Genomic DNA, 25,107 nt, shown 5'->3' with positions numbered 1-25,107 from the left:
ATCACCTGACAATAAACGCCAATCACTGGCGAGCTGAAGAGTCGGGTAGGATTTTTACCGAGGCAGTTACCGAAGGCTGTAGGAGAAATCCCAACCTCGGCAGCGTACCAAGGCAGGACTTAACAAACGCTGAAGCGCAACGAGCCGCCCTCTGCCAGACAGAGGGCGGCTCGCTTGAGGCGGGATGTTACTGGTGGTATTGCGCGGACAGCTCGTGCACTGCTTGCAGGAAAGCGCCGGCGTGGTCCGGGTTTACCTCCGGGGTGATGCCGTGGCCCAGGTTGAACACATGCCCGGTGCCTTTGCCGTAGCTGGCCAGGATACGGCCGACTTCGGCGCGGATCGCTTCCGGCTTGGCGTACAGCACGGTCGGGTCCATGTTGCCTTGCAGCGCGACCTTATCGCCGACCCGGCGACGGGCGTCGCCGATATCACAGGTCCAATCCAGGCCCAGGGCGTCCGCGCCAGCATCGGCGATGCTTTCCAGCCACAGGCCGCCGTTCTTGGTGAACAGAATCACCGGCACCTTGCGGCCTTCGTGTTCACGGATCAGGCCGCTGACGATTTTGCGCATGTAGGCCAGGGAAAACTCCTGGTAAGCCGCAGCTGACAGGTTGCCGCCCCAGGTATCGAAAATCTGCACCGCTTGCGCACCGGCCATGATCTGGCCGTTCAGGTAAGACGTCACCGACTGGGCCAGCTTGTCCAGCAGCAGGTGCATGGCTTGTGGATTGTCGTAGAGCATGGCCTTGGTCTTGCGGAAGTCTTTCGACGAGCCACCTTCGACCATGTAGGTCGCCAGGGTCCACGGGCTGCCGGAGAAGCCGATCAGCGGCACGCGGCCGTTAAGCTCGCGGCGGATGGTGCTGACCGCGTCCATCACATAGCCCAGGTCTTTGTGCGGATCGGGAATCGGCAGGGCTTCGATGTCGGCCAGGGTGCTGACGACTTTCTTGAAACGCGGGCCTTCGCCGGTTTCGAAGTACAGGCCTTGGCCCATGGCATCGGGGATGGTGAGGATATCGGAGAACAGAATGGCCGCGTCCAGTTGTGGATAGCGGTCCAGCGGCTGCATCGTGACTTCGCAGGCGAACGCCGGGTTCATGCACAGGCTCATGAAGTCGCCGGCGTGGGCGCGGCTGGCGCGGTATTCCGGCAGATAGCGCCCGGCTTGACGCATCATCCATACCGGGGTGACGTCTACGGGCTGCTTGAGCAGGGCACGAAGGAAACGGTCGTTCTTGAGGGCAGTCATGTCGGCATCCGCAAAAAAAGTGCGGGCATTTTCTCAGAGCGCGACACAAAAGGCACGGCAAGAGCGGTGCCTTTTGTCTATCGGGTTGATTTACGACAATATCTGGAACCTATGTGGGAGGGGGCTTGCCCCCGATTGCAGTGTGTCAGCCAATGAATCTGGTGACCGTTCACCGCAGATCAAAGGGGCTGCTTCGCAGCCCGGCGCGGGACAAGCCCGCTCACCACAGCAAGCCCCCTCCCACCTTTTGATCCCATTTCAACCCGGGATCGGGGTCAGACTTGCAGGTAGTCCAGGATGCCTTCGGCGGCATTACGGCCTTCGAAGATCGCCGTCACCACCAGGTCGGACCCACGCACCATGTCGCCACCGGCGAAGATTTTCGGGTTGCTGGTCTGGTGCTTGTACTGGCCTTGTTCCGGGGCGACGACGCGGCCCTGGCTATCGGTCTGGATCTGGAACTGCTCGAACCACGGCGCCGGGCTTGGACGGAAACCGAAGGCGATGACCACGGCGTCAGCCGGGATGATCTCTTCGGAACCCGGAATCGGCTCGGGGCTACGACGGCCACGGGCATCCGGTTCGCCGAGACGGGTCTCGACCACCTTGACGCCCTCGACGCGGTCTTCACCGACGATGGCGATCGGCTGGCGGTTGTAGAGGAATTTCACGCCTTCTTCCTTGGCGTTCTTCACCTCTTTGCGCGATCCCGGCATGTTGGCTTCGTCGCGACGATACGCACAGGTCACCGACTTGGCGCCCTGGCGGATCGAGGTGCGGTTGCAGTCCATCGCCGTGTCGCCACCGCCGAGTACCACGACCTTCTTGCCTTTCATGTCGACGAAGTCTTCCGGCGACTTTTCAAAGCCCAGGTTGCGATTGACGTTGGCGATCAAGAAGTCGAGCGCGTCGTACACACCCGGCAGGTCCTCACCGGCAAAACCGCCCTTCATGTAGGTGTAGGTGCCCATGCCCATGAACACCGCATCGTATTCGGCGAGCAGTTGCTCCATGGTCACGTCTTTGCCGACTTCGGTGTTCAGGCGGAACTCAATGCCCATGCCGGTGAACACTTCGCGCCGGTTGCTCAGTACGGTTTTTTCCAGCTTGAACTCGGGGATGCCGAAGGTCAGCAGGCCGCCGATTTCCGGGTTCTTGTCGAACACCACCGGGGTCACGCCGCCACGCACCAGCACGTCTGCACAACCCAGGCCCGCCGGGCCCGCGCCGATGATCGCCACGCGCTTGCCGGTGGGCTTGACCTTGGACATGTCCGGGCGCCAGCCCATGGCAAAGGCGGTGTCGGTGATGTACTTCTCCACCGAGCCGATGGTCACCGCGCCGAAACCGTCGTTAAGGGTGCAGGCACCCTCGCACAGACGATCCTGTGGGCACACCCGGCCGCACACTTCCGGCAAGGTGTTGGTCTGGTGCGACAGTTCGGCGGCAGCGAGGATGTTGCCCTCGGCCACCAACTTCAGCCAGTTGGGAATGAAGTTGTGCACCGGGCACTTCCATTCGCAATACGGGTTACCGCAGCCCAGGCAACGGTGGGCCTGTTCGGCCGAGTGCTGGGGTTTGAAGGGTTCGTAGATTTCCACGAACTCTTTCTTGCGTTGACGCAACAGTTTCTTCTTCGGATCTTTGCGCCCGACATCGATGAACTGGAAGTCGTTATTCAGACGTTCAGCCATGTTAAAACCTCATCAAACTCTTCAGGCGCATATCACTGCGGGTTGGCACGGATGCTGGAAAGCAACGATTTCAGGTTGGCAGCCTTGGGCTTGACCAGCCAGAAACGACGCAGGTAATCATCGAGATTCTCGGCGAGGTTGCGACCCCATTCGCTGCCGGTTTCCTCGACGTACTCGTCCAGCACGTGCTGCAAGTGGTTCCGGTAGGATTCCATGGCTTCGCCGCTGATCCGCTGGATCTCGACCAACTCGTGGTTGACCTTGTCGACGAAGGTGTTGTCCTGATCCAGCACGTAGGCGAAACCGCCGGTCATGCCCGAACCAAAGTTGTAACCGGTCTTGCCCAGTACCGCGACAAAGCCCCCGGTCATGTACTCGCAGCAGTGATCGCCAGTACCTTCCACCACCGTGTGGGCACCGGAGTTACGCACGGCAAAACGCTCACCGGCCGTACCGGCGGCGAACAGCTTGCCGCCCGTGGCGCCGTACAAGCAGGTGTTGCCGATGATGGCACTGTCCTGGGTCTTGTAGATGCTGCCCTTAGGCGGAACGATGACCAGCTTGCCGCCGGTCATGCCCTTACCCACGTAGTCGTTGGCATCGCCTTCCAGGTACATATGCAGGCCGCCGGCGTTCCACACGCCGAAGCTTTGGCCCGCCGTACCCTTGAAACGGAAGGTGATCGGCGCTTTCGCCATACCCTGGTTGCCGTGCTTGCGCGCGATTTCGCCGGAGATGCGCGCGCCGATGGAACGGTCGCAGTTGCAGATATCCAAGGCGAATTCGCCACCGCTGGCGTCGTTGATCGACGATGCGGCCATCTCCACCATTTTCTCGGCCAGCAGGCCCTTGTCGAACGGCGGGTTGCGGTCGACGCCGCAGAACTGCGGTTTGTCGGCCGGGATGTGATCGCTGCCCAACAGCGGCGTGAGGTCCAGGTGCTGTTGCTTAGCGGTCTGGCCTTCAAGCACGTCCAGCAGATCGGTACGGCCAATCAGTTCTTCCAGCGAGCGCACGCCCAGCTTGGCCAGCCACTCCCGGGTCTCTTCGGCAACGTAGGTGAAAAAGTTCACCACCATGTCGACGGTGCCGATGTAGTGATCCTTGCGCAGCTTCTCGTTCTGAGTGGCGACGCCGGTGGCGCAGTTGTTCAGGTGGCAGATACGCAGGTATTTGCAGCCCAGGGCGATCATCGGCGCGGTGCCGAAGCCGAAGCTCTCGGCGCCGAGAATCGCGGCCTTGATCACGTCCAGGCCGGTTTTCAGGCCGCCGTCGGTCTGCACCCGCACTTTGCCACGCAGGTCGTTGCCGCGCAGGGTCTGGTGGGTTTCGGCCAGGCCCAGTTCCCACGGCGCGCCGGCGTACTTGATGGAGGTCAGCGGCGATGCGCCGGTGCCGCCGTCGTAGCCGGAGATGGTGATCAGGTCGGCATAGGCTTTGGCCACACCGGCGGCGATGGTACCCACGCCGGCTTCCGCCACCAGTTTCACCGAGACCAGCGCCTGCGGGTTGACTTGTTTGAGGTCGAAAATCAGCTGCGACAAATCCTCGATCGAGTAGATGTCGTGGTGCGGCGGCGGCGAAATCAGGGTTACGCCAGGCACCGCATAACGCAGCTTAGCGATCAGACCGTTGACCTTACCGCCCGGCAACTGGCCGCCCTCACCGGGCTTGGCGCCCTGGGCGACTTTGATCTGCAGCACTTCGGCGTTGACCAGGTATTCCGGGGTCACACCGAAACGGCCAGTGGCGACCTGCTTGATTTTCGAGCTCTTGATGGTGCCGTAGCGTGCCGGGTCTTCGCCGCCTTCGCCGGAGTTGGAACGCGCACCCAGGCGGTTCATGGCTTCGGCCAGGGCTTCGTGGGCTTCGGGCGACAAGGCGCCGAGGGAAATACCCGCAGAGTCAAAGCGCTTGAGGATCGACTCCAGCGGTTCGACCTCGCTGATGTCCATCGGCGTGTCCAGGGTCTTGACCTTGAGCAAGTCGCGGATCATCGACACCGGGCGGTTATCCACCAGGCTCGTGTATTCCTTGAATTTGGCGTAGTCGCCCTGTTGCACAGCGGCTTGCAGGGTGCTGACCACATCCGGGTTGTAGGCGTGGTATTCGCCACCGTGTACGAACTTGAGCAGGCCGCCTTGCTGGATCGGCTTGCGTGCGCTCCAGGCTTCGGCCGCCAGGGCTTTCTGCTCGGCTTCGATGTCGACGAAACGCGCGCCCTTGATGCGGCTCGGCACGCCACGGAAGCTCAGTTCGCAGACTTCTTCGGACAGGCCGATGGCCTCGAACAGTTGCGCACCGCGATAAGAGGTCACGGTGGAGATGCCCATCTTCGACAGGATCTTCAGCAAGCCCTTGGTGATGCCCTTGCGGTAGTTCTTGAACACCTCATAGAGGTCGCCCAGTACTTCACCGGTACGGATCAGGTCACCTAGCACTTCGTAGGCCAGGAACGGGTACACCGCCGAGGCGCCGAAGCCGATCAACACCGCAAAATGATGCGGGTCGCGAGCGGTGGCGGTTTCCACAAGAATGTTGGAGTCGCAACGCAGGCCTTTTTCGGTCAGACGGTGGTGCACCGCACCGGTGGCCAGCGAAGCATGGATCGGCAACTTGCCCGGGGCGATATGGCGGTCGGTCAGCACGATCTGGGTACGACCGGCGCGCACGGCTTCTTCAGCCTGGTCGGCGACATTGCGCACGGCGGCTTCGAGGCCGAGGCTCTCGTCGTAGTTCAGGTCGATGATCTGGCGGTCGAAGCCTGGGCGATCCAGGGTCATCAGCGAGCGCCACTTCGCCGGGGAAATGACCGGCGAGCTGAGGATCACGCGAGAGGCGTGCTCAGGCGACTCCTGGAAGATGTTGCGCTCGGCACCGAGGCACACTTCCAGGGACATCACGATGGCTTCACGCAGCGGGTCGATCGGTGGGTTGGTCACCTGGGCGAACTGCTGGCGGAAATAGTCGTACGGCGTGCGCACGCGCTGGGACAGCACGGCCATCGGCGTGTCGTCGCCCATGGAGCCGACCGCCTCGTAGCCTTGCTCACCGAGCGGACGCAGCACCTGGTCGCGCTCTTCGAACGTGACCTGGTACATCTTCATGTACTGCTTGAGCTGGTCGATGTCGTAGAAGGCCGAACCGTGGTCGTTGTCTTCCATGGTCGCCTGGATGCGCAGGGCGTTCTTGCGCAGCCATTGCTTGTACGGATGCCGAGACTTCAAGCGGTTGTCGATAGCGTCGGTGTCGAGGATCTGCCCGGTTTCGGTGTCCACGGCCAGGATCTGGCCAGGGCCTACGCGGCCTTTGGCGATCACGTCTTCAGGCTTGTAGTCCCATACGCCGATCTCCGACGCCAGGGTAATAAAACCGTTGGTGGTGGTGACCCAACGCGCCGGGCGCAGACCGTTACGGTCGAGCAGGCACACCGCATAGCGACCGTCGGTCATCACCACGCCGGCCGGGCCGTCCCACGGTTCCATGTGCATCGAGTTGTACTCGTAGAATGCACGCAGATCCGGGTCCATGGTCTCGACGTTCTGCCACGCAGGCGGAATGATCATGCGTACGCCACGGAACAGGTCGATGCCGCCGGTGACCATCAGTTCGAGCATGTTGTCCATGCTGGAGGAGTCGGAACCCACGCGGTTGACCAGCGGGCCGAGTTCTTCCAGGTCCATCAGGTCGTTGGCGAACTTGGTGCGACGGGCCACGGCCCAGTTGCGGTTGCCGGTAATGGTGTTGATCTCGCCGTTGTGGGCGAGAAAGCGGAATGGCTGGGCCAGCGGCCATTTCGGCAGGGTGTTGGTGGAGAAGCGCTGGTGGAACACGCAGATCGCGGTTTGCAGGCGCTCATCGCTCAGGTCCGGATAGAAGGCGGTGAGGTCCGCCGGCATCATCAGGCCTTTATAAATGATGGTCTTGTGGGAAAAGCTGCAGATGTAGTGGTCAGTGTCGGCAGCATTGGCCACGGACGAGCGACGACGGGAAGTGAACAGCTTGATCGCCATGTCCTGGTCGCTCAGGCCATCGCCGGCGATGAACACCTGTTCGATCTGCGGCAGACGCTCCAGGGCCAGACGGCCGAGTACGCTGGTATCGATCGGCACTTTGCGCCAGCCGACCAGTTGCAGACCGGCGGCGACGATTTCGCGGTTCATGTTTTCGCGAGCGGCTTCGGCTTTGACCGGGTCCTGGTTGAAGAACACCATGCCCACCGCATATTGCTTGGGCAGGTCGATCGCGAAATGCTCTTTGGCGACAGCGCGCAGGAACTGGTCGGGCTTTTGAATCAGCAAGCCACAACCGTCACCGGTCTTGCCGTCGGCGTTGATCCCACCACGGTGGGTCATGCAGGTCAGGGCCTCGATGGCCGTTTGCAGAAGGGTATGACTGGGCTCGCCCTGCATATGGGCTATCAGGCCGAATCCGCAGTTATCCTTGAATTCATCGGGTTGGTACAGACCTGCTTTCATAGACACTTTCTCACCAGGCTGCCTCTTATACCGAGGCAAATTTCTTTTCAATTCAACCGGTTACCTTCCACGCCGAACGTACGCCGGCTTAGCGGGGGCAAAAGGGAGGTCATTGTACACACCGACACAGACGCTCACAAATTTAGCGACGAAATGTCGCAAATCTATGTCGCATTTATGAAAGGTTTAAAGCGATATGCTGTGCTAGTCAAAACTTTTTTAATTCTGACCGCTACGACTCAAAAGCTACTGTGACGCAGACACCACAAAGCGCGCGGTCCCTAGAGACTGCACGCCATGCGATTTTTTTTTGAGGTGCCGGGAGGGCGGCCTGGGTAAGGCCGCCGGATCTTCAGCGAGTTGCTGCCAGTTCTTGTTGAACGCTGGCAACAGTGCGAGGCCAAGGTTTACCAGCCTGAACCTTCGCTGGCAAGGCTTTGATGGCAGAATCAGCTGCCGCACGGCTGGAGAAGTTGCCGTAGGTGATCACATAGAGAGGCTTGCCGTTGAGCACTTTCTTGAAATAACGGTACTCGCCGCCCTGCTCTTTGACGAACGCCTGGGCATTGGCTTCGGAGCTGGTGCCGAGGATCTGTACCACGAAATTGCCGCTCGGCTGGCTGGCGTACCAGCTGCTGCCGGCGGTGCCGGCCTTGGCCACGGTAGCGGCCGGCTTTTCAGCAGGCTTGGTCACTGGCGCCGGTTTGGCAGCTGGTGCTGGAGTGGGCACTGCGACCGCAGGCTTGGTGACCGGTGCAGGTTTGGCGGTAGCGACAGTCGGCGCTGGGTTCGCCGCAGGCTGACCCGCAGGCACGCCTGCAGGCGGTGCGGTGGTGGTCACGGTCGGCGGCGTGGCGCTGGAGCCTTCCACCGGCACGCCGTCGTCGCCTTCGGAAATGCCGCCGGCCTCTTCGGCGAGCGGGCCACGCATCACCGGCTGGCCCACCATCGGCAGATTGGTCGGCTGACCAGAGTTGGCGAACTCCACATTCGGCGTTGGCTTGCCCAGCGGCAATTGCGCCTGCTCGGCAGGCGTGCCGGCAGTAGTAGGTGCCTTGCTGCGACCCGGGATCAACCAGGCGGCGGCAACGGCGACCACGACCACTGCGGAAATGGCCAGTACGTGCTTCTTCGGCATAGTGAACCCCATCTTTGGACGCTTGACCGCAGAGCGGCTGGCAATCATGGCTTCGATCATGGCATCGCGGGCAACCTGGTTGATGTTGCCAGGCCAGCCGCCTGCGCTTTCGTGAATATCAGAGATCTGCGCAGCGGAGAAAAGTTCGATGCCGGCCCCCGCGCCTTCGAGGCGCTGAGCCAGGTATTCGCGGGTCTCTTCTTCTTCGTAGGGCTGCAATTCGATAACGTGGAACAGCTCCTGATCGCCGCTGATCTGCTCAAGATCGGCGATCAACGAAGACTCACCAAACAGGAACACATGAGGGCGACCCTCCGGCGTGCCCGCGGCCAGCGCCAGCAGGGCTTCCAGCGCCGACTCGTCGAGCTGCTCGGCATCGTCCACCAGCAGATAGACTTCCTGGCCGGTCAGACCCAACTGCACCACCTGCTTGAGGATTGCGCTCGGCTCGGCAGTGGACACGTCCAGCGCCTGGGCTACCTGGCTCAGAACACCGGCCGCATCGGTGGCACCACGGGCCGACACCACCACGCTCTGCACCGATTGCTTATTGGTACTGGCTACCAGAGCCTGGCGCAGCAAGGTCTTGCCGCTGCCCAAGGGACCGGTCACTACCAGCAGCAGTTGGCTATAGCGCGCGAGATGGTGAAGCTGTCCCAGCACCGGCTTGCGCTGGGCCGGGAAAAATTTGAAACCAGGCACCCGTGGAGCGAAAGGGTCGTGGCTTAACTGGTAATGGCCGAGGAACGCCTCGTCGGCATGCAAACTAGTCATGAGAATCTTATTAACCTTTAAGCTGGGCCAGGGCGCGGTAATCCGCTCCCAGCGTGGCCTGTAAAATCTCTTTCGGATAATCGTCGGTCACTACGGCTTCGCCCATGCGGCGCAGCAGCACCAGTCGCAGTCGACCGTCGATCACTTTCTTGTCTATCGCCATATGTTCGAGGAAGTCCGCCTCGGTCATCTCCTGCGGCGGAATGACCGGCAAACCAGCACGCTGGAACAGGCGGATACCGCGATCGCGCTCGTCGGCGCTGATCCAGCCCAGGCGGTGTGACATTTCCATGGCCATCACCGTGCCAGCCGCCACCGCCTCGCCATGCAACCACACACCATAGCCCATGTGGGTTTCGATCGCATGCCCAAAGGTGTGGCCCAGGTTCAGGGTGGCCCGTACGCCGGATTCGCGTTCGTCGGCGTTCACCACCAGCGCCTTGGCCGCGCAGGAGCGAGAAATCGCTTCGGTGAGCGCTACCTGATCGAGACCGCGCAAGGCGTCCATGTGCTCTTCCAGCCAAGTCAGGAAGGGCTCATCGCAGATCAGCCCGTACTTGATGACTTCCGCCAGACCCGCCGACAACTCACGCGGTGGCAGGGTGTTGAGGGTGGCGGTGTCGATCAGCACAGCATTGGGCTGATAGAACGCGCCGACCATGTTCTTGCCCAGCGGATGGTTGATGCCGGTCTTGCCGCCCACCGACGAATCGACCTGGGACAACAGGGTGGTTGGCACCTGGATAAAGTCCACGCCGCGCTGGTAGCAGGCGGCGGCAAAACCGGCCATATCGCCGATCACGCCACCGCCGAGGGCGACCACCGTGGTACGCCGGTCATGGCGCGCCGTCAGCAGGCCATCGAAGATCAGTTGCAGGGTTTGCCAGTTCTTGTGGGCTTCGCCGTCGGGCAGCACCACGGAAATCACTGAGTAGGCCGCCAGACTGCGGCTCAGACGCTCAAGATACAGCGGCGCGACTGTTTCGTTGGAGATGATCGCCACTTGCCGCCCGGCAATATGCGGCGCGAGCAACTCGGGCTGGTCCAACAGACCCTCGCCAATGTGGATCGGGTAGCTGCGCTCGCCTAGATCGACCTTAAGTGTCTGCATGTGTCCCCGCGTGAGAGATGAATTGACGACCGGTAACGTCGAGGTCCGACGCTGCCTGATGGCTCTACGCCACACCGCTCAGGGTGATGGCGCGACGCCGAGAATAGCGCATTTCGCCCCTGGCTTTAACGGGGAGGCAGCCGTTGCAGGCGTTCGAGAATGTCCAGCACCACCATGCGTGGCGGCCGCTCATCGGTTTCCACCACCAGGTCGGCGATTTCCCGATACAGCGGATCGCGCAGCGCCAGCAGATCGCGCAAGGTTTTCGCCGGGTCGGCGGTGCGCAGCAAAGGGCGATTGCGATCACGAGCGGTACGGCCCACCTGCTGCTCGACCGACGCATGCAGATAGACCACCCGACCACCGGCATGCAGCGCTCGGCGATTTTCATCGCGCATCACCGCGCCACCGCCGGTAGCCAATACCACGCCATCGCAGCCGCACAGTTCGGCGATCATCGCCTGCTCACGGTCGCGAAAGCCCAGTTCGCCTTCTTTATCGAAGATCCACGGGATATTGGCACCCGTGCGCAATTCAATTTCCTTATCGGAGTCTTTGAATGGCAGGCGCAGCTCTTTGGCCAGCAAACGGCCGATGGTGCTTTTTCCAGCCCCCATCGGTCCTACAAGAATCAAATTTCGCACAGAATCAACGACTCACAGCAATCGCCTGGTTATTCATAATACGCGGAGTCAGGAATACCAGCAGCTCGGATTTTTTCTCTGCCAGCACATCGCGCCGGAAAAGGCGGCCAAGATACGGCACATCGCCCAAAAATGGCACTTTATCTACCACTTTGCTTTGGGTATTGGAGAAAACTCCACCGATCACGATGGTCTCGCCATCCCTGACGAGGACCTTGGCATTGACCTCGTTTTTCTTGATCGGCGGTACGTCATTGAGCCGGTTGAGGTAGTCGGGCTCATCCTTGGTGACTTTCACCTCCATGATCACCCGGTCGTCGGGGGTGATCTGCGGGGTGACTTCCAGCGATAACGAGGCCTCCTTGAACGACACCGATGTCGCGCCGCTGGAGCTGGATTCCTGATACGGAATCTCGGTGCCCTTGAGGATGCGCGCGGTCTCCTTGTCGGAGGTCACCACTTTGGGCTGCGAGACGATTTCACCGTTGCCGGTCTTTTCCATGGCCGTCAGTTCCAGGTCCAGCAGCAGATTGTCGGTGATATAGGCCACCCCCAGACCGGACGACGCGGTCACCGCGCCCAGATCGACAAACGGCGAGCTGGGTGGGTTCTCCGGCGGTTGCGCGCCCTCCGGCAGCGGCTTAGGCATACCGCCGGCCTGCCAGTTGCCGCTCGTGAGTCGCCCACCCCAGCGCGCGCCGAGGCTTTTGTCGTAATCGACGTTGGCCTCCACGATTCGCGCTTCGATCATGACCTGGCGCACCGGAATATCCAGCTGCGCCACGATCCGCCGAAGCTCGTCGAGGCGTTCGCCGGTCTGGTAAGCGATGATGTTATTGGTGCGATCGTCCACCGCCACCGAACCGCGCTCGTCGGTAGCACCTTCCAGGCCGGTCACTGATTGGAACAGCTTGGCCAGGTCCGCCGCCTTGGCGTAGTTGACCTGCAACAGCTCGCGACGCAACGGCGCCAAGTCGGCCATTTGTTTGCGTGATTCCAGCGTCAGCAGTTCGCGGGCCGCCAACTCCTCGGCGGGCGCCACCAGCAATACCCCGGCCTTGATCCGCTTGTCCAACCCCTTGGCTTGCAGCACCAGGTCGAGGGCCTGATCCCATGGCACGCCTTTGAGGCGCAGTGTGATCGTACCCTGCACGTCGTCGCCGGCGACCAGGTTCAGGCCTGCAACATCGGCGATCTGCTGCAGCACGGCACGTACTTCGATGTTCTGGAAATTGAGGTTGAGCGGTTCGCCGCTAAAGGCACTCACCACCGCCCTGCCAGGGGGCGGCAATTGGATGAGGTCCACACGATTGGGCACAGCGGCAGCCATCGGTGCCGTAAGCGCTATCCATAGCGCTACACCGAAGGACAGGAAAGTCCTTTTCATTTGCTTGATTCCGTTATGAGTTGACGTTCAGCACGAGGGTTCGCGGGCGCTCCAGCCAGGCACCCTGTTTATCGGGAAACAGCTCGACCAATTCGATATGGTTGTCATGAATGGCCGTGACTCGACCGTAATCGGGCCCCAGGTAATCGCCGACCGCCAGGCGATGCACCGTGGACGCCACCCTCAGCAGGGCGAAGGTCTGCGCCCCACGAGAGAGCGTGCCGACCATTTCGAATCGGTCCAGGGCAAGCCCCTCCAGCAGCCCCCTTGGCCGCATCGGGTCCGGCCCAGGCGCGCGCCGCCCTGCCACATGCTCGACCTGCAAGCTCAACGGCTGGAACGGGTCGCGCAGGCCGGCCACACGGTAGATAAAGCGCGGTTTGCGCAACGGCGACGGCTCAGCCTCATCCCTCACCGACGATGGCAGCGCACGCCGGTAGATCCTGGCCTGCAGGTCAAGCCGCAACAAGCGGCCATCCGCTTGCAGGCGCATCTCATGCACCGTGGTAAATCGCGACAGATCAGCCAAGGCACTGACGAACGAGGCGAGGTCGTGATAGGCGCCAGTGAGGCCGATCTGCACAGGCTGCTCGGCATACAGAGGGCGCAGTTGTTCATCCTGGGGGAGCACGGACTCGATCACCAAGCCATTGGCCAAGGCCAATCGGGCGATATCTTCCAGCATGCTTGGCATCTGGGGCCCACCCGGCAGTTGTCGCAACAGCCCCTCGACCTGGGCCTGCTTGAGTTGGAGCTGACGAGCGCGCTCTTCGAGTTCGGACGCTAAAACAGCTGATTCCGCGAGCTGCCGTTGCAGGGCCATCTCTTGCGCCTGCGCCTGCTGCAACCGGACGCGGGCGGGACCAAGCTGCATCAGCTCACCCATCGCCAGCACCAGGCCGCCCAGGGCACAGCCCAGCAAGACCTTGCCAGGTAGGGGCCATTTTGCAGCACGGTGAGAGAACGCGGAAAATTCGAGCCTGGGCCGGCTCATGGCTGGGCCTCGGAGGACGCTCCCTGGCGCACCATCAGTTGGAATCCATTGCTGCCTTGCGCGCCTTCGGTGCGCACATGCTGCAAACGAGCCCCATGGGCGCCCTCCGATGCTTCCAGACGACGCATCAATTGGGCGATATCCTGGCTGGATTCGGCGGTGCCGCTGATACTCAACGTATCGCCTTTGGCCACGACCTCATGCAAATGCACGCCATCGGGCACCGCACGGGCCAACTGATCCAACAATCGGGCACCGGATGAGTGGCCGTTGTGCAGGTCCTGCACGACCTTCATCCGCTCAGCCAGTTGCTGGCTTTGCGCCTCTAGGTCGCCAAGGGTCTTGATACTGGAATCCTGAGTGGCTATGTCATTTCCCAGGTGGTTATTGCGCGTCACCTGCCGATCGATCGCTTGGTCAATCACCTGATCCGCCAACCACACGACAACCAACGCCATGCACACGAACGCCAGAAGCAGCGCCACAAAATAGTGACGGCGTCGTTCAGCCTGGGCTTGGCGCCAGGGCAAAAGGTTGATTCGTGTCTTCAAGCGAAACTCCTCAGGGCCAGCCCGCAAGCAACTCCCATCCCTTGGCCATCTACGGCCCATTGTGCGCCATCGACGCGATTGCACGGCGTGAAGCTGGCGAAATCCTGACTGCTCGCGCGCGCCAATGCAAACGCTTCAACATCGACCACCGCCGGTATGAGCCCCGCCATGGTCAAAACCGCCTCGCGCGCTTCGACATGCTCCTTCAGGCATGCCGCCAGCAACACCTCGACCCGCTCCGCCTTCTGGACCGAGCGCCCCTGGACTAGAAAGTCGATGGCCATGTCATCCAGTGGATAAGGAATGTACTGCTCGGCCTCCCGCTCGACCATCGCCAGCATCGCTTCGTCAGTAAGCCCCGCCTCCAGCTCGATGAGTCGCGTAATGACCGATGGCCCGCTCACTGCGACCGCTGCGCGCCGAACCCTCGTCTGCAACTTGAGCAAAGCGGTGTGCAACGCCTGGCCGATGCCGTCCAGGTCCAGGAACGCACCGTCGATCACCGCCCCGGCGGGTAGCCCCTGCGTTACGTAACCTTTAACGCTGAAACCTGCGGGCGAGCGCCCCAGTTCGACCAGCCTGATGGCCGTGTCATTGATATCGATGCCCAGCAAGGTATCGACTTTTCGCCTGAATAATCCCTTTCCCATAAAACTCCCTAGAACATTGCCTGTCATACCGCCTGGTTGCCGCGGGACGCCGTGCATTCGGTCGACTTGTTGCAGAGGCGCGAATGACGCCCCAGGCCGAAAATGCTTTAATGCCCAGCGTTTTTTCCCGCTTTTTATCTGCAGCTCGGGTTGATCCATCGTTTGCCATGCATGCCCCGACGCCTAACCCATTCTTTTCTCTGGAAATCCAAAAGCCTTGATTCGTCTGCTGAAGTTTTTCGGGTACTCCATTGTCGCCATCGTCTGCGGGCTGCTGCTCGTGCTCAGCGGGGCGTACCTCTACCTTAGTCCGGGTTTGCCGTCGGTAGAGGCCCTTAGAAGTATCCAGTTGCAGATTCCTTTGCGGGTCTACAGCAGCGATGAAAAACTCATCGCGGAGTTCGGCGAAATGCGCCGCACACCGATCCGTTTTGCCGACATTCCGCCTAATTTCATCAGCGCCCTGCTGTCGGCCGAGGACGATAATTTTGCCAACCACTATGGCGTCGACCCCAGCAGCCTGGTGCGCGCCGCCACCCAGTTGGTAAAAAGCGGACACATTCAATCCGGTGGCAGCACCATCACCATGCAGGTGGCGAAGAACTTCTTCCTCACCAGCGAGCGCAGCTTTTCGCGCAAAGCCACTGAAATCCTGTTGGCACTGCAGATCGAGCGACAGCTGACCAAGGACGAGATCCTTGAGCTGTACGTCAACAAGATCTACCTCGGCAACCGCGCCTACGGCATTGAAGCCGCCTCCCAGGTGTACTACGGCAAGTCCATCCGCGACGCCAGCCTGGCGCAGATGGCTATGATCGCCGGCCTGCCCAAGGCGCCTTCGCGCTTCAACCCACTGGCCAACCCGGCGCGTAGCAAAGAGCGACGCGACTGGATCCTGGGGCGCATGTACAAGTTGGGCAAGATCGACCAGGCCGCTTACGAAAGCGCCGTGGCCGAGCCTCTGAACGCCAGCTATCACGTACCGACGCCGGAAGTGAACGCCCCGTATATCGCCGAAATGGCCCGCGCCGAGATGGTCGGCCGCTACGGCAGCGATGCCTACACCGAAGGCTTCCGCGTGACCACCACGGTTCCGAGCGACCTGCAGGAAATCGCCAACGATGCGGTGCATTCCGGTCTGATTTCCTACGACCAGCGCCACGGCTATCGCGGCCCTGAATCGCGTCTGCCGGGCAAGACACTCAGCGCCTGGACCGCAGAATTGAGCAAACAGCGCCCCATCAGCGGCTTGGAACCCGCCATCGTCACCCAGGTGAAAAAAGACGGCCTGCAAGTGCTGACCCGTACCGGCGAGGCCCATGTGGCCTGGGACAGCATGAAATGGGCGCGCCCTTTCCTGAACACCAACAGCATGGGCGCCATGCCCAAGCAGCCGTCGGACGTCGCGCAAGTGGGCGACTTGATCCGCGTGCAACGCCAGAAGGACGACAGCTTGAAGTTCAGCCAGGTGCCGCTGGCTCAGGGCGCACTGGTGTCGCTGGATCCGCAGAACGGTGCGATTCGCGCCCTGGTCGGCGGTTTCGCGTTCGAGCAGAGCAACTACAACCGCGCCACCCAGGCCAAGCGCCAGCCCGGTTCGAGCTTCAAGCCGTTCATCTACAGCGCCGCACTGGACAACGGCTACACCGCCGCCAGCCTGGTCAACGATGCGCCTATCGTGTTCGTCGACGAGTACCTGGACAAAGTCTGGCGCCCGAAGAACGACACCAATACCTTCCTTGGCCCGATCCGTATCCGCGAGGCGTTGTACAAGTCACGTAACCTGGTATCGATCCGTCTGCTGCAAGCCATGGGCGTCGGCAAGACCATCGACTACATCACGCGCTTTGGCTTCAATAAGTCGGACCTGCCGCCGAACCTGTCGTTGGCCCTGGGTACCGCCACCCTCACGCCGATGGAAATCGCCACCGGCTGGAGCACCTTTGCCAACGGCGGCTACAAGATCGCGCCGTACCTGATCGACAAGATCGAAAGCCGCAATGGCGACACCCTGTTCACTGCCAACCCGCCACGGGTTCCGGGCGATGTGGTCAACGGCGTAGTTGCCACCGATGGCCTGGCTGCGCCGAGCCACGGCGGGATCACCATCGAGCCAACGCCCGGCACGACTCCGGCAGCCGCCAACCCTAGCGCCCCTAGCGAACCGCAGGCACCGGCTGTGGCCGAACGTGTTGTAGATGGCCGCACCACCTACATCCTCAACAGCATCCTGGAAGATGTGATCAAGAAGGGCACAGGCCGCCGCGCCCTGGCCCTGGGCCGCGCAGATATCGCAGGCAAGACCGGCACCACCAACGAATCCAAGGACGCTTGGTTCTCCGGCTACAACGGCGACTACGTCACCACGGTATGGACCGGCTATGACCAGCCGGAAAGCCTCGGTCGCCGCGAGTTCGGTGGCACCGTCGCGCTGCCGATCTGGATGAGTTACATGGGCGCTGCGTTGAAGGATAAGCCGCTGCACACCCAGCCGGAACCAGAAGGCATCCTCAGCCTGAGGATCGACCCGATCAGCGGCCGCGCTGCCTCGCCAAGCACGCCGAATGCGTATTTCGAACTGTTCAAGAGCGAAGATACGCCGCCGTCGGTCAATGAGCTGGGCAACGGCGTCGTGCCGGGCAGCCCGCTGCCCGCAGACGAGTCGGCGCCGATCGATCTGTTCTAACCTGAACCTTAAGCCTACGCAGAACCCAATGTGGAAGGGGGCTTGCCCCCGATAGCACTGGACCAGCCAACTCATCGAGTGACTGACACACCGCCATCGGGGGCAAGCCCCCTCCCACATTTGATCTGCACAGGACACCCGTTAATCGCCACCCCAACAAAAAGCCCCGACTCGCGAGAGCCGGGGCTTTTTGTTGGTGCGCTACTACGGCTTAGCCGTTGAACACATCATCCACGCTTTGCAGCGGGTAGTGCTTCGGATACGGCAGGGTAGCCACACCGGTCTCGATCGCAGCCTTGGCTACGGCGTCGGAGATCACGGTGATCAGGCGCTTGTCCATTGGCTTCGGAATGATGTACTCACGACCGAATTCCAGCTTGGCGCCACCGTAGGCGTCGCAAACGTCCTGAGGGACTGGCAGTTTGGCCAGTTCACGCAGGGCGTTGGCGGCCGCTACTTTCATTTCTTCGTTGATGCGCTTGGCGCGAACGTCCAGGGCGCCACGGAAGATGAACGGGAAGCCCAACACGTTGTTGACCTGGTTCGGGTAGTCCGAACGGCCAGTGGCCATGATCACGTCGTTACGGGTGGCGTGAGCCAGTTCCGGCGCGATTTCAGGGTCCGGGTTGGAGCAGGCGAACACGATCGGGTTGGCCGCCATGGACTTGAGGCCTTCGGCGCTCAGCAGGTTCGGGCCGGACAGGCCGACGAACACATCAGCACCGTTCAGGGCGTCAGCCAGGGTGCGCTTGGAGGACGGGTGGGCAAACATCGCCTTGTACTGGTTCAGATCGGTACGCTCGGACTGGATCACGCCCTTGCTGTCGACCATGTAGATGTTCTCCAGCTTGGCGCCCATGCTGACGATCAGCTTCATGCAGGAGATAGCCGCCGCGCCGGCGCCCAGGCAAACGATCTTGGCGTCAGCCAGGGTTTTGCCAGCGATTTCCAGGGCGTTGATCATGCCGGCCGCGGTTACGATCGCGGTGCCGTGCTGGTCATCGTGGAATACCGGAATGTCGCACTGCTCGATCAGGGCCTTTTCGATCTCGAAGCACTCAGGTGCCTTGATGTCTTCCAGGTTGATGCCACCGAAGGTGATGGAGATGCGTTTGACGGTGTCGATGAAAGCCTGCGGGCTCTCGGAATCGACTTCGATGTCGAACACGTCGATGCCGGCAAAGCGCTTGAACAGCACGCCTTTACCTTCCATGACTGGTTTGGACGCCAATGGGCCGAGGTTGCCCAGGCCGAGAATCGCGGTGCCATCGGAAATCACTGCAACCAAGTTGCCTTTGCCGGTGTACTTGTACGCCAGCTCGGGGTCGCGAGCGATTTCACGTACGGGCTCGGCCACGCCAGGGCTGTAGGCCAGCGACAGGTCGCGGGCGGTGGCGGTGGCTTTGGTGAGCTCTACACTCAGCTTTCCTGGACGAGGATGGGCATGATATTCGAGAGCGGCAGTTTTCAAATCAGACATATCGGCATTCCGCTTTTACTGTTGGTCGACGGACCGCCGAGGATACGCGTGTCGTAAAGCCCCTACAAGACTGGGCAGTCACCGGTGTCAAGGCCCCAAAGCGCCGTACTTTGGTCTAAGGCCACGGGATACAAGGGCTGGACTGTTCACAATCCCATTAAAAAATGTCTACAATTTTTTATTCGCGCTGCACTTTCAGCATGCTGGAATCGGTCAGCGGCAGTAACCAGCGCGCTTGATGGGTTTTAAGGCCACCCCGCCGGGAGCGATCCTGTACCCAGCCACGGGCCTCGACGGTCTTGCCTTGCAGACCAGTGAGCAGGCGCGAGTCGAATTGTCGGGCCTGATCGGGTGCAATGCGTAATACCAATGAGCCCTGTAACTCGATCCAGATTCCGCCACGATTGCGCTCGATGCTCCGGACTTGCCCGCTGATGACTGCGAACCCGGAACGCTTGATGTGCGCCACCGAGCGCACCGGCGATTGCCGCCACAGCCCCACTCGCGCTTTGCGCGCGCTGTTTTCGGCCGCCTGCTGACAGGCCACCAGATCGATATTCGGCGCGACGCCCACCTGAAACCCCAGCCCATCGGCGAGCAATTGCGCTTCCAGATTGCGGCCATTGGCGCCGTAGAGATGGGCCAGGGTTCGCCCATAGTGATCCTTGGCTTCGCGCCCCGGCACCAGGCCGACCCGCCCGTCACTGGCCTGCACCAAGGCTTGCAGACGCTCGCGCGCGGCGACGGCGAACGGCTCGTCCGGCCGCCCCTTTTTACCAGTTTCCGGCGCATTGAGGCCGATCATACGCACACTGCGGCCATCCTTGAGGCGCACGGTGTCTCCGTCCACCACGCGCTGCACCTCCACCTGAACCAAGGACGCCGGCGCCGGGCAAAACACCTCGGCCTGAACCGCCGACAGCCAAATCCCAGGCACAAAAAAGGCGCCCACAAGGGACGCCTTTTTTATCAGCATGGAAAAACCGCAGCGGCTTCCCAAGTTGATCGGCCTTAGGCCTTTTTGGCACCGAAAGCACCGAAACGGTCAGCAAAGCGCTGTACACGGCCGCCGGTGTCCAGAGTTTTCTGCTTACCGGTGTAGAACGGGTGGCACTCGTTGCATACGTCAGTACCCAGTGGCTTGCACAGGTTCGAACGGGTTTCGAACTTGTTGCCGCAGCTGCAGGTTACTTCGATGGTTTCGTACGCTGGATGGATATCGGCTTTCATGGTGACTTCCTCGGGCTAGCGTGCCGCCACTCGACACTATTGTCGAATACCGCACGTAATTAGGCCGCGGATTCTACCAGACCTTTGCAATCGCGCAAGCGGACCTTACCGTCAGCAAGCCCCTTTCATCAGAAAACCACGGCATACCCATTAACGCCCTCCTCTGCTAGGCTCGCGCCCCTGCGCCACCGCCTGCCTTTATATGAGACTCCCCGCGTGCCCGACGCCATTTTGCGCCTCGCCCTGCCTTCGCCCCTGCGCCGCCTGTTCGATTACCGGGCGCCGGCCGGCGTGTTGCGTGCGCAGTTGCAGCCGGGCATGCGGGTACGCGTGCCGTTCGGCCGGCGGGAAATGATCGGCATCTTGGTGGAAGTTGCCGACCACAGCGAAGTGCCCGCCGAGAAACTCAAGCCGGCCGTGGCGATTCTCGACGCCACGCCGCCACTGCCACCGGCGCTGTTCAAGCTGTGCTTGTGGACCGCCCAGTATTACCAGCACAGCCTGGGCGACACCTTAAGTTGGGCGCTGCCAGTGTTGCTGCGCCAGGGCGAACTGGCCGAGGCGCGCCAGGAGCGTTTCTGGTCGACGGTGCCTGGCGCGCGCCTGGACGACCCACGCATCGCCCGCGCGCCGCGTCAGCGCGAAGCCTTGGCGACGCTGGCCCAACACCCCCATGGCGTAGCCCATCAGTTGTTGAGCAAGCTGATGTTGAGCAAGGACAGCCTCGACCTGCTGCTCGCCAAAGGCCTGGTGCAGGTGGAAATCCGCAAGCATGCCCCAGACGCCCGCCACGAACATTGGCTGGCCCAACCGGAACTGCCGCTGAACGCCGAGCAACGCGCCGCCTATGAAGCCATTCGCGCCGGCTTCGACAGCTTCCACGCGTTCCTGCTGGCCGGGGTCACTGGTAGCGGCAAGACCGAAGTTTATTTGCAACTGATCCGCGAAACCCTGCAGGCCGGTAAACAAGCCCTGGTGTTGATCCCTGAGATCAACCTCGGCCCGCAAACCCTGGCGCGCTTCGAACAGCGCTTCAACGCGCGTATCGCCCTGGTGCATTCGGCGGTCAACGACCGCGAGCGCTTGGAGTCCTGGCTGGCAGCGCGGGACGGCGAGGCCGACATCATCATCGGCACCCGTTCAGCGCTGTTCACGCCGATGAAAAATCCCGGGTTGATCATCATCGACGAGGAGCACGACGGCTCCTATAAGCAGCAGGAAGGCTTGCGCTATCACGCCCGCGACCTGGCACTGGTGCGCGCGCGCCAGGAAGACATTCCGATTGTGCTGGGCTCAGCCACACCATCCTTGGAGAGCTTGCACAACGCCTATACCGGCCGGTACGGGCTCCTACGCCTGAATGAACGGGCCGGTGGCGCCAAGCAGCCACGTTTCCTGCGTCTGGACGTGAAAAGCCGTCCGCTGGACAGTGGTATTTCCGGGCCGATGCAACAAGCTATCGGCCAGACCCTTGCCGCCGGCCAGCAAGTGCTGGTGTTCCTCAACCGTCGTGGATTTGCCCCCACCCTGTTGTGCCATGACTGCGGCTGGATGTCCGAGTGCGAACGCTGCGATGCGCGCATGACCGTGCACCAGCGCTACGGCGAATTGCGCTGCCATCACTGCGGCCATGTGGAGCGAGTGCCGCGCCACTGCCCGCAGTGCGGCAAGGTAGACCTGCGGCCGGTCGGCGCGGGCACCGAGCGTGCCGAAGAGCGCCTGGGCATTCTGTTCCCGGATTACCCGGTGCTGCGGGTCGACCGCGACAGCACGTCGCGCAAGGACGCGATGAACCAACTGTTTGCCACCATCCAGAAGGGCCACCCGTGCATTCTGGTGGGCACCCAGATGCTTGCCAAAGGCCATCACTTCCCTCGGGTGACCCTGGTGTCGATCCTGGACGCCGATGGCGGCCTGTTCTCCGGTGATTTCCGCGCCAGCGAGCGCATGGCGCAGTTGATCGTGCAGGTCGCCGGCCGCGCGGGACGGGCCGAGGAGCCCGGGCGAGTGATTATCCAGACACACCTGGCCGACCATCCGTTGCTGATCCAACTGACCGAGCAAGGCTATTTCGCCTTTGCCGAACAGGCCCTGAGCGAACGCCGTTCCGCCGGCCTGCCGCCGTTCGCACACTTGGCGCTGCTGCGCGCCGAGGCGCATAAACCGGGGCAGGCCGAAGGTTTTCTGGATGAAGCGTGCAGCGCTGCCGAACGTTTGCTCGGGGAGTTGGGTCTGACCGGCATCGAACTGCTTGGCCCGGTGCCCGCGCCCATGGAGCGCCGCGCTGGACGTTATCGGGCACAGCTGCTGCTGCAAGCCAGCGCGCGAGCCCCCTTGCATCGCCTGTTAAGTAGCTGGTTACTTGCGCTGGAGCAAATGCCGAGCGGTCGCCAGGTGAGATGGTCGCTGGACGTAGACCCGGTAGATTTGTATTAAGCCTGGCCACAGGTCCCGCGAAGGTTGGCAAGCCCGCCCCCGCCACGGATAATGCCCAGTTTTTCCACCTGCGCATCGCGCGCCGCCGCTTGCGGTCGAAAGAGAACACCATGAAAGACACCATTCGCCAGCTGATCCAACAAGCCCTCACCCAACTCGTCAACGAAGGTGTGTTGCCTGAAGGCCTGACGCCGGCGATTCAGGTGGAGAACACCCGTGACAAGACCCACGGCGACTTCGCCAGCAATATCGCGATGATGCTGGCCAAGCCGGCCGGCATGAAGCCGCGCGACCTGGCGGAAAAAATCATCGCCGCCCTGCCGGCCGACCCGCAGGTGAGCAAGGCCGAAATCGCCGGTCCGGGCTTTATCAATATTTTCCAGAACACCCAGGCCCTGGCCTCGCGCCTGGACGCCGCGCTGGCCGATGCCCGTATCGGCGTGCGCAAGGCCGGCGACAACCAGCGCGTGGTCATCGACCTGTCGGCGCCCAACCTGGCCAAAGAGATGCACGTTGGCCACTTGCGCTCGACCATCATCGGCGACGGCGTGGCACGGGTGCTGGAATTCCTCGGCGACACCGTGATCCGCCAGAACCACGTGGGCGACTGGGGCACCCAGTTCGGCATGCTGATGGCGTACCTGCAGGAAAACCCGATCACCAGCAATGAGCTGTCTGACCTGGAGAACTTCTACCGCGCCGCCAAGAAGCGCTTCGACGAATCCGAAGAATTTGCCGACCGCGCCCGTGGCCTGGTGGTCAAGCTGCAGGCCGGCGACGAAGAATGCCTGGCGCTGTGGAACCGCTTCCGCGATATCTCCCTGGCCCACTGCCAGCAGATCTACACCCTGCTCAACGTCAAACTGACCATGGCCGACGTGATGGGCGAAAGCGCCTACAACGACGACCTGATCAATGTGGTCAATGACCTCAAGGCCAAGGGCCTGCTGGTGGAGAGCAACGGCGCGCAGTGCGTATTCCTCGAAGAATTCAAGACCGCCGACGGCGAGCCGCTGCCGGTGATCATCGTCAAGGCCGATGGCGGCTATCTGTACGCCACCACCGACCTCGCGGCCGTACGCTACCGCAGTGGCGTGCTCAAGGCGGACCGTGCGCTGTACTTCGTCGACCAGCGCCAGGCCCTGCACTTCCAGCAGGTGTTCGAAGTAGCGCGTCGCGCCGGTTTCGTCACCCACCCGATGCATATGGAACACATGGGCTTCGGCACCATGAACGGCGCCGACGGCCGCCCGTTCAAAACCCGCGATGGCGGCACCGTCAAGCTGATCGACCTGCTTAACGAAGCCCAGGACCGTGCCTATAACCTGGTAAAGGAAAAGAACCCGGAGCTGGCCGAAGCCGACTTGCGCAACATCGCCCGCGTGGTGGGGATCGGCGCGGTGAAATACGCCGACCTGTCCAAGCACCGCACCAGCGACTACAGCTTTAACTTCGAGCTGATGCTCAACTTCGAAGGCAATACGGCGCCGTACCTGCTGTACGCCTACACCCGCGTGGCCGGCGTGTTCCGCAAACTGGGCAAGGACTTCAGCCAAGTCGAAGGCCAGATCGTGCTGGACGCTCCCCATGAACAGGACCTGGCCGCCAAGTTGGCGCAATTCGGCGAAGTGCTGAACAGCGTTGGCGAAAAAGGCACGCCACATATCCTGTGCACCTATTTGTACGAAGTGGCCGGGTTGTTCTCCAGTTTCTACGAGAACTGCCCGATCCTCACCGCCGACGACGAAGCCCACAAGCAGAGTCGCCTGCGCCTCGCCGCACTGGCTGGACGGACCCTCAAGCAAGGCCTGGAACTGTTGGGCCTGGAAACTCTGGAGCGTATGTAAGTTGGCTGCCAAGAAAAAACCTGCACCCAAGCGCGGCGCCAGCCGCTACCAGCCCCCGGCGAAGAAGCCGATCCCGGGCTGGTTGTGGATGGCCATCGGCCTCACGGTCGGCGCCTTTATCGTGTTTCTGATGAAGCTGGACCCAGGCCAGGGCGACGACGTCAAACGGGTTAAACAAGAGCAGCAGAAAGCTTCGAAGATCGCTGAAGCCAACAAGACCACTCCAAGCCCTACGGCGCCGGTGAAGCCGAAATACGACTTCTACACGCTGTTGCCGGAATCGGAAGTGATCGTGCCGCCTGACGCTGTGCCGGAGAAAACCCTGCCGACGCCGCAAGTGCCGACCACGCCGGTCACCCCGGCGGAAGCGGCGAAAATCGACACCGCGCGGGCCCAGGCGGCGTTGGCCGGGATTACTCCTCCGCCAGCACCGCCGGTTGCCGAAACCAAGGCCGCACCGGTGACCAAGTTCTTCCTGCAAGCTGGCTCGTTCCCGAAGCAGGCCGATGCGGATCGCGTGCGTGCCCAGATCATTCTGTTGGGCCAGACGGTGACGGTGGAATCCGGCACGGTGAAAGACGCAACCTGGTATCGCGTGTTGGTGGGGCCATTCAGCAACCGCGAACAGCTGACCGTGGCGCAGAAGCAATTGGCCGGCGCCGGGTTTAGCAACCTGTTGTTACAACAGCGCCAGAGCCGCTGACCCAGAATCAGCACCAAACAGTGTGGGAGGGGGCTTGCCCCCGATGCAG

General features: G+C 61.8%; 16 protein-coding genes and 1 pseudogene. 4 read left to right on the top strand and 13 right to left on the bottom strand.

The window, feature by feature from the left end; translation table 11 throughout:
- Positions 1–187: 187 nt before the first annotated feature.
- The 10 genes and pseudogenes from hemE to pilM all read right to left on the bottom strand — a co-directional run bounded on the left by hemE (position 188) and on the right by pilM (position 14,676).
- Entirely contained in the window at positions 188–1,255 is a 1,068-nt protein-coding gene (gene hemE / locus YA0848_RS09010) for a uroporphyrinogen decarboxylase (RefSeq protein ID WP_034095516.1), read from the bottom strand.
- A 275-nt stretch (positions 1,256–1,530) separates the two neighbouring features.
- Positions 1,531–2,949 (bottom strand): FAD-dependent oxidoreductase, encoded by a 1,419-nt coding sequence (locus tag YA0848_RS09005; protein WP_034095515.1) that lies wholly within the window; start codon positions 2,947–2,949, stop codon positions 1,531–1,533.
- A gap of 32 nt (positions 2,950–2,981) precedes the next feature.
- On the bottom strand, positions 2,982–7,427 hold the full coding sequence (gltB, locus tag YA0848_RS09000; protein WP_040265781.1) for a glutamate synthase large subunit: 4,446 nt from the start codon (positions 7,425–7,427) through the stop codon (positions 2,982–2,984).
- A gap of 352 nt (positions 7,428–7,779) precedes the next feature.
- On the bottom strand, positions 7,780–9,339 hold the full coding sequence (locus YA0848_RS08995; RefSeq protein WP_047881440.1) for an SPOR domain-containing protein: 1,560 nt from the start codon (positions 9,337–9,339) through the stop codon (positions 7,780–7,782).
- Between the two features lie 10 nt (positions 9,340–9,349).
- Complete coding sequence (gene aroB / locus YA0848_RS08990; RefSeq protein ID WP_034095512.1) at positions 9,350–10,450, bottom strand: 3-dehydroquinate synthase; 1,101 nt, start codon at positions 10,448–10,450, stop codon at positions 9,350–9,352.
- 125 nt (positions 10,451–10,575) lie between these two features.
- The gene (gene aroK / locus YA0848_RS08985; protein WP_003187914.1) at positions 10,576–11,094 is read right to left on the bottom strand and encodes a shikimate kinase AroK; all 519 of its coding nucleotides are present in this window, start codon (positions 11,092–11,094) and stop codon (positions 10,576–10,578) included.
- Positions 11,095–11,098: 4 nt separating this feature from the next.
- Positions 11,099–12,355 (bottom strand): annotated as a pseudogene (locus YA0848_RS08980) (type IV pilus secretin PilQ); the annotation flags it as partial.
- A gap of 139 nt (positions 12,356–12,494) precedes the next feature.
- A complete protein-coding gene (locus YA0848_RS08975) occupies positions 12,495–13,475 on the bottom strand; it encodes a pilus assembly protein PilP (RefSeq protein WP_047881441.1) in 981 nt (326 codons plus the stop codon).
- Entirely contained in the window at positions 13,472–14,026 is a 555-nt protein-coding gene (locus YA0848_RS08970; RefSeq protein WP_034095509.1) for a PilN domain-containing protein, read from the bottom strand. Before YA0848_RS08970 ends, YA0848_RS08975 begins: the two co-directional genes overlap by 4 nt.
- Positions 14,023–14,676: a type IV pilus biogenesis protein PilM gene (gene pilM, locus YA0848_RS08965; protein ID WP_232925082.1), complete on the bottom strand. Its 654-nt coding sequence runs from the start codon at positions 14,674–14,676 to the stop codon at positions 14,023–14,025. Before pilM ends, YA0848_RS08970 begins: the two co-directional genes overlap by 4 nt.
- Positions 14,677–14,896: 220 nt before the next feature.
- On the opposite strand from pilM, the gene YA0848_RS08960 reads away from it, so the two are divergent.
- Positions 14,897–17,362, top strand: coding sequence for a penicillin-binding protein 1A (locus YA0848_RS08960; protein ID WP_371919181.1), 2,466 nt, complete (start codon positions 14,897–14,899; stop codon positions 17,360–17,362).
- Between the two features lie 211 nt (positions 17,363–17,573).
- Here the strand turns inward: YA0848_RS08960 and YA0848_RS08955 are convergent, their stop codons facing one another.
- The 3 genes from YA0848_RS08955 to rpmE form a co-directional block, all read right to left on the bottom strand.
- Positions 17,574–18,842, bottom strand: coding sequence for a malic enzyme-like NAD(P)-binding protein (locus YA0848_RS08955; RefSeq protein WP_034095507.1), 1,269 nt, complete (start codon positions 18,840–18,842; stop codon positions 17,574–17,576).
- A 178-nt stretch (positions 18,843–19,020) separates the two neighbouring features.
- The gene (locus YA0848_RS08950) at positions 19,021–19,818 is read right to left on the bottom strand and encodes a thermonuclease family protein (protein WP_034095506.1); all 798 of its coding nucleotides are present in this window, start codon (positions 19,816–19,818) and stop codon (positions 19,021–19,023) included.
- 35 nt (positions 19,819–19,853) lie between these two features.
- A complete protein-coding gene (gene rpmE, locus YA0848_RS08945; RefSeq protein WP_010213765.1) occupies positions 19,854–20,072 on the bottom strand; it encodes a 50S ribosomal protein L31 in 219 nt (72 codons plus the stop codon).
- Positions 20,073–20,288: 216 nt separating this feature from the next.
- Between rpmE and YA0848_RS08940 the strand changes: the two genes are divergently transcribed.
- The 3 genes from YA0848_RS08940 (at position 20,289) to YA0848_RS08930 (ending at position 25,058) form a co-directional block, all read left to right on the top strand.
- Positions 20,289–22,508 (top strand): primosomal protein N', encoded by a 2,220-nt coding sequence (locus tag YA0848_RS08940; protein WP_034095505.1) that lies wholly within the window; start codon positions 20,289–20,291, stop codon positions 22,506–22,508.
- A gap of 110 nt (positions 22,509–22,618) precedes the next feature.
- Positions 22,619–24,355 (top strand): arginine--tRNA ligase, encoded by a 1,737-nt coding sequence (argS, locus tag YA0848_RS08935; RefSeq protein WP_034095504.1) that lies wholly within the window; start codon positions 22,619–22,621, stop codon positions 24,353–24,355.
- 1 nt (position 24,356) lies between these two features.
- On the top strand, positions 24,357–25,058 hold the full coding sequence (locus YA0848_RS08930; RefSeq protein WP_034095503.1) for an SPOR domain-containing protein: 702 nt from the start codon (positions 24,357–24,359) through the stop codon (positions 25,056–25,058).
- Positions 25,059–25,107 lie beyond the last annotated feature (49 nt).

Origin of the sequence: Pseudomonas sp. S4_EA_1b, from assembly GCF_016307435.1 — a bacterium.
GTDB lineage: Bacteria > Pseudomonadota > Gammaproteobacteria > Pseudomonadales > Pseudomonadaceae > Aquipseudomonas > Aquipseudomonas rhodesiae.
The sequence above is the reverse complement of the archived record's forward strand: the minus strand, read 5'-3'. Positions and strand labels throughout refer to the sequence as shown.